Below are 12,948 nucleotides of genomic sequence, written 5' to 3' on the forward strand. Positions count from 1 at the left end.
GATACCCCGAAACGCCCGGAGGCAACCTCCGTAGAGCTGGAGGCTGCCTCCGGGGATCGGACTACGAGGTCCGGTCCGGCCGGTGCGTGATCCGCACGCCGTTGAGGACCGGTGGTTTCTTGCCCGCCAGCGCGGCGAGTTCCACCGTGATCGACCCTCCATCTGGGACGGTCACCCAGAATTCGTGCACGTCGGCGGTGAGAGCGCCGACCCGGGCGGCGATGTCGTAGTTCGGCAACACCTTGGCCCCGTTGACGGACACGTCGAACACCCGCCTGCCGACCGGCTGGAAAGCGTTCAGCTCGGCGAAGTTCAGCTGGACCTGGTAGGTGCCCGCGGGCAGCGTGTCGAATCGGTAGCCACCCGCGCTTTCGCGCTGCGACTGGAACAGCGCGTCGTCCTCGGTGCCCGCGATCGCCTTGCGGGTGGTCGTGACCGGGCCCGCGCTGAGGTAGCCGGCACCGCCCGGCGCCCACCGCTGGTCATCGACCCAGACATCGGTGTTGCGGTCGGTGAGACCGCTGCCGCCGACGTTGATTCCCCTTCGGTATTCGGGGACGACGAGCCTGGCCGGGACCGTCAGCGTGGGCGTGCGGCCCGCGTTGGTGGTGAACGTGATGGTCGAGTCGTGCACGCCCGGGACCAGGCCGACCGGGTCGACCCGGACCGTGACCGCCTGCGCGGACTCGGGCTTCACGCTCGACGTCCCGGGCACCGCCCACAGCCACGACGCGCCGCTGCTCAGGCTGTAGTCCAGCGACAGGGCGCTGGTGCTGCGCAGCGACAGCGTGGTCGTGCGCAGCTGCCCGGCCTCGGCGAGGAACGTCAGCGGCGTGGTGTCCAGCTCCGCCCGTGGCGTGTTCAGCGCCACGTTCTGGGTGTGGTCGCCGGTGAGGGTCAGCGGCGAGGAACTGCTCACGTAGTGCTGCTTGGTGACCTCGACCGTGTAGTCCGCGGCGAGCAGCCGCAGCCGGTAGGTGCCGTCGGCTGCCGTCGTGGTCTGGGCGACCTCGGTGGCGCCGCTCATCGCCCGAACCACCGCGCCCGCGACTGGCAGGGTGTCGTTGGCGTCGGTGACGGTTCCGCTCAGCACGCCGCTGGCGGGCGGGGTGAAGCGGATCGACTGGGTGTTGGTCAAGACCGGCGAGTTGAGCGAGTACTGCAGCGCCACGGTTCCCGTGGAGTTCTCGATGCCGACGGTCGCGGAGCTGCCGGTTTCCCTCGGGGTCGCGGAATCGAGATTGCGATAGCGCAGCGACACCTCGCCGTTCTCCGACAGGACCGCCGCCACGTCGATGCGCGTGGTGGTGGCCTGGAAGAAGGTGGCGTTGCGCCACTCGATGACGAACTCGCGGTTGGGCGCGGCGCCGGAGGTCTTCGTCATCACCCGGCTGGACGCGTCGATGAGCAGGTCGTCCCAGAACGGGTAGATCGCCGCGTTGGGCGCGGCGGTGCCGGGGATCGCCGCGTTCGCGTACGCCGTGCTGCGGGCCAGGAAGTTGACGTGGCCGTTGGTCGCGACGTGCGCTTCACGGTATGTCTTGCCGTAGAAGAAGAACTCGAACGGCAGCGAAACCAGGGTCGCCTGGTCGTCGCCGGTCAGCGCCAGCTGGTTGTCACCCTCCACATAGGACGTTGTCTCCAGGGTGCAGTGGTGGCCGAAGGAATCCGATCGGTTCGGCAGGGTGAAGTCGAGTGTCTCCGGGCCGTCGACGGTCAGGGCCTGGGTACGCGGATCGGAGCAGCCACCCGCGGACGCGGTCAGCTGGTAGTTGCCATACGGGACCCTGTGGATGACAAAAGCGCCGTCCGGCCCCGAAGTGACAGACTGGATGGGGCCCGGAGTGATCCGGATCGTCGCGTTGGCCACCGGCGATCCGGCGGACGAACGCACCACACCGGTGATGTCGCCGAAGGGCTGAGGGGTCAGGGCGATGTCGCGAGTCGTGGTCTGGCCCTCGGTGACGGTCGCCGTGCCGGTGACCGTTCCGTAGCCGAATGCCGAGACCGAGATCGTGTAGTCGCCGACAGGAAGGGAGGAGCTATACGAACCAGGTGCCCCAGTCAGGAGCGAGCGGTTGCTCGGGCCGGTCAGCTCGACCCTGGCCCCGGAGATCGGCGCGGCGGTGGACGCGTCGGTGACGGTGCCCGTGAGCGTGCCGACCGGGCCGCGCGGGGAACGGTCGACGGCGGCGTAGGCGTCGAGTTTGCCTTCGCCGAACACGTTGTTGTCGTCAGACGTGCCGCCGCAGGTGAGGTTGTCGACGTCGACGGCGGTGTCGTCGAGCAGGGCTTCGGTGCGGGCGATGTCGCCGACCAGGCTCGGCGCCGACGACCACATCAGGGCGACCGTGCCCGATGTGTGCGGCGAGGCCATCGAGGTGCCGCTGTTGGCCGCGTAACCGTTGCCCGGGACTGACGAGCGCACATTGACGCCTGGCGCGGCCAGGTTCGGCTTCACGTCACCGTTCTCACCGGGGCCACGGCTGGAGAACGAGGCGATGGCGCCGTTGACATCGAACGCGCCCGACGAGAACGACTCGCGGTTGTCGCCGGGGGAGCCGGAGGTGTTGCAGCCGGGTCCGGAGTTGCCGTTGGAGAACGACGGGAAGATGCCCGCCGCGCGCCAGGCCTGCACGGTCGCCCGGTACCAGGGGTCGATCGTCCCGCCGTTCGACGAGCCCCACGAGTTGTTGACCACGTGCGGGCGCAGGTCGGGACGCGGGTTGGCGCCCGACGAGTCGGTCGGGGCGAGCATCCACTGGCCCGAGGCGAGCAGTGCGGCCTCGGAGCACCCGTTGGACTCGCAGCCCTTCGCCGCGATCCAGCGGGCGCCGGGGGCGACACCGACCTGGTTGGCGCCGTCGCCGCCGACCATGGTGCCCATCGTGTGGGTGCCGTGGCCGTTGTTGTCGCACGGCGTGCCGCCCGCGCAGACCCGGGACGGGTCGAACCAGTTGTAGTTGTGGTCGAACGTTCCCGAACCGGTGTTGCCGCGGTACTTCGCGGCCAGCGCCGGGTGGTCGAACTGCACGCCGGAGTCGATGTTGCCGACGACGACGCCTTCGCCGCGCACACCGAAGCCGGACCAGACGTCGTCGGCGTTGATGGCGGCGAGGCCCCACTCGACCGCGTCCACCGCGCCCGAGTCGGCGCCGGGCTGGGGTGTGGGCAGGGCGTAGGTGTGCGTCGCGAGGATCGACGCGACCTCGGCGCGCTTGGCCAGCGAGTCGGCCATGGCGGTGGTTCCGCCGCGCACGAGCAGCGCGTTGGCGATGAAGAACGACTGGTAGTCGACCCGCGCGCCATCGAGGTCGGCCCGGACCGCGGCCTGGCTCCGGTCCGCGGTCTCGCGCAGCGCGTCGAGCACCGCTTGGCCGCGCGCGTTCCAGTCGGCGACCTGGGACGGTCCGGAAAGGTCGGCTTGCTCGGTGAACATCACCCAGAAGTCGCTGCTGTCCTTTGCTTCCAAGGCTTCGGCGACGGCCCGCTCGATCTTGTCGGCCGGGTCCGGCTCCGCCAGGGCGGGGACGGTCAGGGTGCTGAGCATGGCGAGTAGAGCGGTGAGCAGGACCAGCCAGGCCCGGCCGGGATGACGGTGGGATAACAAGGTCGCTCCCATCTTGTGCGGTCAGGGGTGCCCGCGCGTGTGACCGCCGGTAGTTGGCTGACAACCACCGGTTCCATTCGACGTTTCCCTACCCGTCATCCGCCGTGAAGGACTCCAGACGGGCGGTATCGGGTCGATTCGCGGCCGGTGTGCCCGCGCCTCGGACCCGGTGTGGAAGGGCGGTTGATGGACGTCTGCCCGATGCTTGCGGGGGCTGGATCTTGGTCAGCTCGCGGCGGTCCCCAGGTCCTCTGGCGGTATCCGGTCGGTCTCGCGGCGAACCCCTGATCTCAGGTCAGGGGGTCCACCGGTCGAAAAAGCTGTAACAAAGCGAAACCTGTGGCGAAAGGCCTTGTCAGTGGATGACGTGCCTGGGGGTTGGCGTGCTCAATGGCCTGGATACACCGCTCGTGTTCTGTGTGGGGACTTCCGCCGATCAGCTCGCCGCCGTCGCGGCGGCCACCGACGGCCAAGTCGCGGTGCTCTACCTGCCCGACTCGTCCGCCCTGCGGGCCGTCCTCGACGGGGAGCCGATGATGCCCGCGCACCGGGTGGTCGAACAGGGCAAGCTGCGCCTCGACGCCGATCTTCGGGAGGCGACCTGGCACGGCACCCGGATCACACTGTCGTCGCGCGAGTTCGACCTGTTGTTCACCCTGGCCGGTGATCCCGGGCGGGTGTGGGCGTTCGCGGAGTTGACCACGCACGTGTGGGGGCGCCCCTATGTGGGCGACACCCAGGCCGTGGTTTCCGCTGTCAAACGATTGCGCCGGTCGTTGCGCACGGGTGCGTCGGGGGTCGTCGTCGAGTCGGTGCGCGGGGTCGGGTACCGGGTGCGGGTGGCCGAGGTGCCGGTTCCGTCACACTGACGGGCGTGGGTGAGTGGCGTCCGGCGGCGGACCAGGCATGCTTGCGCAATGGCAGAGCAGCATTATCTGGTCGGACTCGATCTCGCGGGCCGCCGCGTCGTCGTGGTCGGCGGCGGCACCGTCGCGCAGCGCAGGCTCCCCCGACTGGTCGCCACGGGCGCCAAGGTCGAGGTCATCGCGCCGGAAGTCACCCCGTCCGTGCAGGCCATGGCCGACGCGGGCGAACTGACCTGGCACGAACGCCGCTACGCCGACGGCGACCTGGCCGACGCCTGGTACGTGCTGTGCTGCACGTCCGACACCGACGTCAACGCCTCGGTGGCCGCCGAAGCCGAGCGGGTCCGCGTGTTCTGCGTACGCGCCGACGCCGGCAGCGAGGGCAGCGCGGTCACCCCGGCCAGCGGCTCCTACGACGGCCTGCTCATCGGCGTGCTGGCAGGCGGCGCCCACCAGCGCTCCGCCGCTGTCCGCGACGCCCTGCTCGACGCCCTGCGTGAGGGCCGGGTGTCCGATCAGGCCCGTACCCCGGAACTGCCCGGCGTCGCCCTTGTCGGCGGCGGCCCCGGTGACCCGGAACTGATCACCGTGCGCGGCAGGCGACTGCTGTCCCGAGCCGACGTGGTCGTCGCCGACCGCCTCGGCCCCCGCGACCTGCTCGACGAACTCCCGCCGTCGGTGACGGTGATCGACGCGGCCAAGATCCCCTACGGCCGCGCAGCCACCCAGGAAGCCATCAACGAAGCCCTGATCACCCACGCGCGCGCCGGCAAGTTCGTCGTCCGCCTCAAGGGCGGCGACCCCTATCTGTTCGGCCGGGGCTTCGAGGAACTGATCGCCTGCGCGCAGGCGGGGGTGCCGGTCACTGTGGTTCCTGGCATCACTTCGGCGTTCGCGGTGCCCGCCGTGGCGGACGTGCCGGTGACCCATCGGGGCGTGGCGCATGAGGTCGTGGTGGTGTCTGGGCACGTCGGCCCGGACGACCCGACTTCGCTGACCGACTGGTCCGCCCTGGCCAAGCTGCGGGGCACGATCGTGCTGATGATGGGCGTCGACAAGCTGGACCAGTTCGCCAAGTCCTTGATCGAGGGCGGCAGGCCGGCGTCCACGCCGGTGGCGGTGGTGCAGGAGGGGACTACGCGGAATCAGCGCATCCTGCGGTCCACTTTGGACTCGGTGGCGGCTGATGTGGCGGCGGAGGGGATTCGGCCGCCCGCTGTGACGATCATCGGGCCGGTGGCCGGCTTGGCGGCGGAGTTGGAACGGCCCCAAGGCTAGGAGCAAGGGTGCCCCGATGCGCCGGCCCCCCGCCGGACACAACGGGCCGGCACCAACAGGCATCCCAGCCAAAGCCGGCAAACGAAAACCGCCCCCGAGGAAAAGTCCTCGGGGGCGGTTCTCATGCGCTATCAGTAGCGGCGGTCTCCGTCACGCGACCCACGCGCGGCACCGGCAGGCGCCGAACGGCGGTCGTCTGAACGGGGAGCGTCGCGGAACTCGCGGCGAGGAGCCTCACGACGCGGGGCGTCGCCTCGGGGAGCGTCCGTGCGCGGGCCCTCGCGGAACTCACGACGGGGGCCGTCGCGGAACTCGCGGCGCGGGCCACCCTCACGGGGGGCGTCGCGACGGTCGTCACGCGGGTGGTGCGCGTCGCGGGCGCGGCCCTCGTGGCCGTGGCTCTCGCGGCCGGTGCGACGGCGGAAGTCGCCGCCACCCCGACGCGGGGTGTGGCCACCGGCGCGCGGCGGGCGGGCCGGGGCGACCCGCTCGATGACCGGCTCGCCGGACGGGGTGCGGGCACCGGTGATGCGCGCGAGGTCCGGGTCGCCGGGGCGCACCTTGGTGCTCTCCGGCTTGACGCCCGCCTTGTCCGTCATCCGCACAACCGTGCGGCGCTGGTCGTGGGTGACCACCGTGACGACCGTGCCGGACTCGCCGGCGCGCGCGGTACGGCCCGCGCGGTGCAGGTAGTCCTTCGAGTCGGCGGGCGGGTCCACGTGCACGACCAGGCTGACGTTGTCGACGTGGATGCCGCGGGCCGCGACGTCCGTGGCGACCAGGACGGGCATGTTGCCGTCACGGAACTGGCTCAGGACGCGGTTGCGCGCACCCTGGGTCTTTCCGCCGTGCAGCGCGCCGGCGTGGACGCCGACGGAGCGAAGCTTGTCGGCGAGACGGTCCACGTGGTGCTTGGTGCGCACGAACATGATCGTGCGACCCTCGCGGGCGGCCATCTCGGCGATGACGTCGGGCTTGTCCTGCTTGGACACCAGCAGCATGTGGTGGTCCATTGTGGACACGCTGGCGGTCGCCGGGGCGACCGAGTGGGTGACCGGGTTCTTCATGTACCGCTTGATCAGCTGGTCGACGTCACCGTCGAGCGTCGCCGAGAACAGCAGCACCTGGGCGTCCGGGTCGGCCTGGTCCATGATCTCGCGGACCTGGGGCAGGAAGCCCATGTCGGCCATCTGGTCGGCTTCGTCGATCGCCATGTACTGCACGTCGTGCAGGATGCAGGTGCCCTGGCGGACGTGGTCCGACAGTCGGCCCGGCGTGGCGATCAGCAGGTCGACACCGCGCTTGAGGGCGTCGGACTGCCGCGGGAACGACATGCCGCCGACGGCGGTGCGGACCCACAGGCCCAGCGACTTGCCCAGCGGGGTGAGCGCGTCGCTCACCTGCAGCGCGAGTTCACGGGTGGGGACCAGGATCAGCGCGCGGGGCCGCAGGGCGCGGGGGTTGCCGCCCTGGAGGCGGGCGAGCAGCGCGAGGCCGAAGGCGAGGGTCTTGCCCGAGCCGGTCTGCGCGCGGCCCAGGACGTCACGGCCCTTGAGGGCGTCCGGCAGCGTCGCGGCCTGGATCGGGAAGGGGGAAGTGATGCCTGCGTCAGCCAGCGCCTTGAGCAGCGGCTGGGGCAGACCGAGGTCGGCGAACGAGATGACGCCCTCTTCGTGGAGGTCGATGTGCTTGCCCTTGCCGCTCTGGCGGTGGCGGGGCTTGCGGTCCTCTTCAGCGATGTCGTTCGAAATCAGGTCGTTCGTGGGCAGGGCAGTATTCTGCACGGGGTCCTCTCCGGACGTGGCGCGTCTCGGGAGGCTCCGCCCTCTTCAAAGGAGGCCGGCAGGCATTCACACGGACGGGCCCGGCGCGTATGTCACGCCGTTAGTTGCGGGTGGCACCGCTGGCCATCCGGCGGTCATTCGGTTGCCGGGCGGGGAGCGACGTCCATGTGTCGCTCACGATGCGTGCCTAGGTTAGCGCACGCCCAGTAGCGAGCGTGCACCAAGGGACCAGGATCACGTACGCCGCTCCCCGGGCCGATCAGTCGATACCGGCCGTGACCAGCAGACGAGCGGTCAAAGTGCCCGGATCGGCGACGTCTTCGGGCAGTCCGCGGGAGCGGAACCAGCCCGAAATGTTGGCAACGTCACGTGCCAGGAACTCCGGGCCGCGCGGATTCGCGATGAGATCGACGACTTGGGGGAGGTCGATCAGCATCAGGTGTCCATCGTGGACCAGCGTGTTGTACGCCGACAGGTCGCCGTGGGTCAGGCCGACGACGGCGAACAGCTCCAGGCCCGCGACGAGCTGCTCCCACAGCTCGCGCAGCTCGTCCTGCTCCGGGCGGAGCTGGGCGAGTCGCGGCGCGGCTTGGTCTTCCTCGTCGCGCAGGAACTCCAAGAGGATCTCGGTGCCGTCGCGCTGCACCGGGTACGGCACCGGGGCGCCGATGGACCACAGGCGGGTGAGCGCGGCGAACTCCGCGACCGCCCACTGCTCGGCGATCAGGTTGCGGCCGAAGGCGCTGCGGTTGGCCATCGCGCGCATCTCGCGGGAGCGGCGCATCCGCCTGCCCTCGAGGTAGCCCGCGTCGCGGTGGAACATCCGGTGCTCGCCGCTGCGGTACCGCTTGGCGGCCAGCAGGCAGCGCGGACCGTCGGGGACGGCGCGCTCGATGACGAACACGTCGGCCTCTTTGCCCGTCTTGAGCACGCCCAACTCGGTGTCGGCCGCGGCGAGGTCGGTGATCAGCCAGTCGGGCCGCGGGTGCGGACCCTGGTCGCTGTCACCCCATGTGGACCAGCGGTCCGCGCCGTCGGGGAGTTCCTCGGCGGCGGTGTAGGCGTCGTCGCGCACGCGGGCGAGCCGGGCCTTCTCGGCCTCGGTGAGCCTGCCGGTGCGTTGCGGCTGGGGGTCGTCGTCGAACCGGACGCGGCGCATGCGGCCGCGCGGGGTGCTGTCGAAACTGTCGAACTCGTCGGTGAACTCGTGCTTTCGCACTGGTGGGTCTCCTAGACCTGGGAAGGAAGCCCCACCGCGAGAGTCAGCGACGTGGGGCGGGTGGCCGGGCTGGTGCCGCCACCGGGACAGTCATCACCACAGGGCACCTCCTCAGGTCCTTCTTCGCCTCTGTCGCGCACAGCTTGCCCGGCCGGCTCAGGGCGGTCAATCGAATTAAGCGACGATCAGGTCGAGCGATTTCTTGCCGGTCGGTTCGAGTCGCATTCCGTTGGCCGCGGCGACGGAGATGAGGGTCCGGACGGAGCCCGGTTCGCGCGGGGCCAGCGCGAGGGCGGCGGCGAGTTTGCCCTTGTAGGCCTTGTTGAAATGGCTGACGGTCTTGCGCCTGCCGGTCCCGTCGTCGGTGACCACGCGGACGGTCACGGCGTGCGGGATCGCGGCCAGGTTGGCGTACGCGCCCGAGCGCAGGTCGACCACGAGGTCGTCCACTGTGGACAGCGTCTTCTCCAGGTCGGCCCGCCAGAGGGGCCGCAGGCCGCCGAGCCCGGGCAGGACGGTGTCGCCGGAGAGGCGGTAGGCCGGGATCGGGTCGCCGGTGCGCACCACGCCGAACAGCGCCGACGCCACGGCGAGCCTGCGGTTGGCCCGGTTGCGCTGCGGCTTGGTGAACGACTTCGCGTCGAGGGCGTCGTAGAGGACGCCGGTGTAGCGCTCCAGCGCCGGCATCGTGGGGGACTCACGCAGGACCGCGTTGCGGACGACCTCGTCCGCCTGGCGTTCCGAGAGGCCGAGCGCGGCCAGGCTCGCCGGGACGTCGGCGGCCATGTCGCTCAGTGCGGTGGCCAGGCGCTCGCGCACCGGGGTGAGCTCAGGGAACGACAGGGCGGTGAGGTCGAGGGGCCCGCCTGCGCCGCCCTCGGCCTTGGTCTCCGATGGGGGCAGCAGCACGAGCACGCGGTGAGCTTAAGCGGTGGCGGCGCGTCCGGTAATTCGGTCGATCTCGGCTCGTGCCGGTCGTACGGTCGGGCGATGACCATCACCTGGCGGAACCTGGTTGCCGACGACGCCGATCAGTGGGTGGACCTGCGGGCCGCCGCCGAGGCGGTCGACAAGACCGGGGAGCACGCCGGGCTCACCCAGTTCGCCGAGTTGCTGGCCGACCCGAACACCGGCCCCCTCGGCGGCTTCGACGGCGACCTGCTCGTCGCGGAGGGTGTGGCCTGGTTCAAGGTGGGCAAGACCGAGGTCGACGGGGTGCCCTTGGAGGGGCACGTGCGGCCGTCGCACCGGCGGCGGGGGATCGGGCGGGACCTGCTCGACCGGCTGGTCCGTTTGGCCGAGGACCTGCACACCGCGCACTGCCCGCACCTACGGCTGGAACCGCGGTCGTCGAGTCACGAAAACAATCCCGGGCACACGGCGCTGCTCGTCAACGCCGGATATGTGCCGGTGCGATGGTTCTTCGACATGCGCGCCGAACTCGACGGTGCGACGCCGGACCTCCCGATCCCGCCGGGTCTCACCGTCGACAAGTACACCGCCGCCATCGACGACGACCTGCGCCGCACGCACAACGAGTGCTTCGCCGAGCACTGGGGCTCGACGCCGTCGGACCCGGCGTACTGGCGCGCGCACTACACCGGGAGCCCCGCGTTCGCGCCGGATCGGGCCGTCATCCTGCGGGACGACGCGACCGGCGAGATCGCCGCGTATGTCCTCGGCTACGACACCGAGAGCCCCGCGGGCACCCGGGACCTGTGGGTCGGCGAGGTCGGCACCCGCAAGTCCTGGCGCGGGCGCGGCGTGGCGACCGCGCTGCTCGCCTTGGTGCTGCGGGAATCGCGCGGCGCCGGGTACGACACCATGACGCTCGCCGTGGACGCCGGGAACTCGACCGGCGCCCTCGGCGTGTACGAGCGGTGTGGGTTCAGCGTCGTCGAGCGGTGGACGACCTATGCGCTCATCCGCTAGTCGAGGCGACGCAGAACTCGTTGCCCTCCGGGTCGGCGAGAACCGACCAGGTCAGGCCGGGCATCTTCTGCTCGCCTAACACGGTGGCCCCGAGGTCGACCAGGCGCTCCACCTCGGCGAGCCGGTCTTCGGTGTGGAAGTCGAGGTGCGCCCGGTTCTTGCCGTCACGCTTCTCCGGCACCCGCTGCAGGCCCAGGTACGGGACCTCGCCAAGCGTGCCGCCCTCGGGCAGCAGCATGACGAACTCGCCGCCGTAGTCCTCGCTGATCTTGTAGTCCATCGCGGCCGCCCAGAACTCCGCCAGTGCTCGCGGGTTCTCGCAGTCGATGGTGGTCCCGCCCAGGTGGATTGTCATGGTGGGCATGCTGCACCCGACCACCGACAATTCCGCGACGTGTAACCCGAATGCGCAGGCCAGGGGTGGGTCACTACGCTTTGACCTGCTTTCTACGAGGCCCAGAGGAGTCCATTGTGATCACCAGGATGTCGTCGCTGTTCCTGCGCACGCTGCGCGAGGACCCGGCGGACGCCGAGGTGCCCAGCCACAAGCTGCTGGTCCGCGCCGGGTACGTCCGCCGCGTCGCACCGGGTGGTTACTCCTGGCTGCCGCTGGGCCTGCGCGTGCTGCGCAACATCGAGCGCGTCGTGCGCGAGGAGATGGACGCCATGGGCGCCCAGGAGATCCAGTTCCCCGCGCTGCTGCCCAAGGAGCCCTACGAGGCGACGAACCGGTGGACCGAGTACGGCCCCAACCTGTTCCGCCTCAAGGACCGCAAGGGCGCCGACTACTTGCTCGGCCCCACCCACGAGGAGCTGTTCACGCTCACCGTGAAGGGTGAATACACCTCGTACAAGGACTACCCGGTCACGCTGTACCAAATCCAGACGAAGTACCGCGACGAAGCGCGTCCCCGCGCGGGCATCCTGCGTGGCCGCGAGTTCCTGATGAAGGACTCGTACTCCTTCGACCTCAGCGACGACGGCCTGTCCGAGAGCTACGAGAAGCACCGCGCCGCCTACATCAAGATCTTCGACCGGCTCGGCATCGAGTACGTCATCTGCTCGGCCACCTCCGGCGCGATGGGCGGGTCGGCCTCCGAGGAGTTCCTGGCCGTCGCCGAGACCGGTGAGGACACCTTCGTCCGCGCCACCGACTCGGACTACGCGGCGAACGTCGAGGCCGTCGTCACCCAGGCGCCCCCCGCGATCCCGCTCGACGGGCTGCCCGACGCGCAGGTCCACCACACGCCCGACACCCCGACCATCGAGACCCTGGTCAACTTCCTCAACGCCGCCGACCTCGGTCGCACCTTCACCGCGGCGGACACGCTGAAGAACGTGCTCCTCAAGACCCGCAAGCCCGGCGAGACCGAGTGGGAGCTGGTGGCCGTCGGCCTGCCCGGCGACCGCGAGGTCGACATGAAGCGCGTCGAAGCCTCGTTGGACCCGGCTGAGGTCGTCATCCTCGACGAGGCCGACTTCGCCAAGAACCCGTTCCTGGTGAAGGGCTACATCGGCCCGAAGGCGTTGCAGGACAACGGGGTCCGCTACCTGGTCGACCCGCGCGTGGTCACCGGCACCGCGTGGGTGACGGGCGCCGACAAGTCCGACCACCACATCGTCGACCTGGTCGCGGGCCGCGACTTCACCCCCGACGGCACCATCGAGGCCGCCGAGGTCCGCGAGGGCGACCCCGCCCCCGACGGCGTCGGCACCCTGGTCGCCGCGCGCGGCATCGAGATCGGCCACATCTTCCAACTCGGCCGCAAGTACGCCGACGCCTTCGCCCTCGACGCGCTCGGCCCGGACTCGAAGCCCGTGCGGATCACCATGGGTTCGTACGGCATCGGCGTCTCCCGGCTGGTCGCGGTCCTGGTCGAGCAGAGCCACGACCAACTGGGCATCGTGTGGCCGCGCGGCATCGCGCCCGCCGACATCCACCTGGTGATCGCCGGCAAGGACGACACCCTGCGCGCAGGCGGCGAGAAACTGGCCGCCGACCTGGACGCGGCGGGCCTGTCGGTGCTGCTGGACGACCGTCTGGCTTCGCCTGGGGTCAAGTTCAAGGACGCCGAGCTGATCGGGGTTCCGACGATCGTGGTGGTCGGGCGCGGGCTGGCGAATGGCGTGGTCGAGGTCAAGGACCGGGCGACTGGCGAGAAGGCCGAGGTCGCGGTCGATGAGGTTGTCGCTCATCTGACGGCGCTGGTTCGGGGCTGATCGACTGACAAGCGAGTGGGGTGCGGGCCATCGGCCCCG

At 70.4% G+C, this 12,948-nt stretch carries 9 protein-coding genes; 4 read left to right on the forward strand and 5 right to left on the reverse strand.

Annotated elements, in window-relative coordinates:
- Nucleotides 1-61: 61 nt before the first annotated feature.
- Nucleotides 62-3,610 (reverse strand): carboxypeptidase regulatory-like domain-containing protein, encoded by a 3,549-nt coding sequence (locus tag ACUZ2Y_RS28340; protein WP_476324595.1) that lies wholly within the window; start codon nucleotides 3,608-3,610, stop codon nucleotides 62-64.
- A 419-nt stretch (nucleotides 3,611-4,029) separates the two neighbouring features.
- Here ACUZ2Y_RS28340 and ACUZ2Y_RS28345 point away from each other — a divergent pair, with 419 nt between their 5' ends.
- Both ACUZ2Y_RS28345 and cobA read left to right on the forward strand, forming a co-directional pair.
- The gene (locus ACUZ2Y_RS28345) at nucleotides 4,030-4,479 is read left to right on the forward strand and encodes a winged helix-turn-helix domain-containing protein (RefSeq protein ID WP_476324597.1); all 450 of its coding nucleotides are present in this window, start codon (nucleotides 4,030-4,032) and stop codon (nucleotides 4,477-4,479) included.
- 48 nt (nucleotides 4,480-4,527) lie between these two features.
- Nucleotides 4,528-5,754 (forward strand): uroporphyrinogen-III C-methyltransferase, encoded by a 1,227-nt coding sequence (cobA, locus tag ACUZ2Y_RS28350; RefSeq protein WP_476324599.1) that lies wholly within the window; start codon nucleotides 4,528-4,530, stop codon nucleotides 5,752-5,754.
- 131 nt (nucleotides 5,755-5,885) lie between these two features.
- Here cobA and ACUZ2Y_RS28355 read toward each other — a convergent pair whose 3' ends face one another.
- The 3 genes from ACUZ2Y_RS28355 to yaaA all read right to left on the reverse strand — a co-directional run bounded on the left by ACUZ2Y_RS28355 (nucleotide 5,886) and on the right by yaaA (nucleotide 9,672).
- The gene (locus tag ACUZ2Y_RS28355; protein ID WP_476324601.1) at nucleotides 5,886-7,538 is read right to left on the reverse strand and encodes a DEAD/DEAH box helicase; all 1,653 of its coding nucleotides are present in this window, start codon (nucleotides 7,536-7,538) and stop codon (nucleotides 5,886-5,888) included.
- A 259-nt stretch (nucleotides 7,539-7,797) separates the two neighbouring features.
- Nucleotides 7,798-8,757 carry a serine protein kinase RIO gene (locus tag ACUZ2Y_RS28360; RefSeq protein WP_476324603.1) on the reverse strand — a complete coding sequence of 320 codons (960 nt, stop codon included), beginning with the start codon at nucleotides 8,755-8,757 and terminating at the stop codon, nucleotides 7,798-7,800.
- A 174-nt stretch (nucleotides 8,758-8,931) separates the two neighbouring features.
- On the reverse strand, nucleotides 8,932-9,672 hold the full coding sequence (yaaA, locus tag ACUZ2Y_RS28365) for a peroxide stress protein YaaA (RefSeq protein WP_476324605.1): 741 nt from the start codon (nucleotides 9,670-9,672) through the stop codon (nucleotides 8,932-8,934).
- Nucleotides 9,673-9,747: 75 nt separating this feature from the next.
- On the opposite strand from yaaA, the gene ACUZ2Y_RS28370 reads away from it, so the two are divergent.
- Nucleotides 9,748-10,689, forward strand: a complete 942-nt coding sequence (locus ACUZ2Y_RS28370; RefSeq protein WP_476324607.1) for a GNAT family N-acetyltransferase — start codon at nucleotides 9,748-9,750, stop codon at nucleotides 10,687-10,689.
- Here ACUZ2Y_RS28370 and ACUZ2Y_RS28375 read toward each other — a convergent pair.
- The gene (locus ACUZ2Y_RS28375; protein ID WP_476324609.1) at nucleotides 10,679-11,044 is read right to left on the reverse strand and encodes a VOC family protein; all 366 of its coding nucleotides are present in this window, start codon (nucleotides 11,042-11,044) and stop codon (nucleotides 10,679-10,681) included. The genes ACUZ2Y_RS28370 and ACUZ2Y_RS28375 overlap by 11 nt on opposite strands.
- Before the next feature lie 116 nt (nucleotides 11,045-11,160).
- Between ACUZ2Y_RS28375 and ACUZ2Y_RS28380 the strand changes: the two genes are divergently transcribed.
- Nucleotides 11,161-12,909 (forward strand): proline--tRNA ligase, encoded by a 1,749-nt coding sequence (locus tag ACUZ2Y_RS28380; RefSeq protein ID WP_476324610.1) that lies wholly within the window; start codon nucleotides 11,161-11,163, stop codon nucleotides 12,907-12,909.
- The last annotated feature ends 39 nt before the right edge of the window (nucleotides 12,910-12,948 follow it).

This window comes from Actinokineospora sp. UV203 (assembly GCF_056323665.1).

Bases quoted from the DNA above. Each gene is read 5' to 3' on its own strand.
- cobA (WP_476324599.1), top strand. From the start codon at position 4,528: ATGGCAGAGCAGCATTATCTGGTCGGACTCGATCTCGCGGGCCGCCGC.
- ACUZ2Y_RS28370 (WP_476324607.1), top strand. From the start codon at position 9,748: ATGACCATCACCTGGCGGAACCTGGTTGCCGACGACGCCGATCAGTGG.
- ACUZ2Y_RS28375 (WP_476324609.1), bottom strand. From the start codon at position 11,044: ATGACAATCCACCTGGGCGGGACCACCATCGACTGCGAGAACCCGCGA.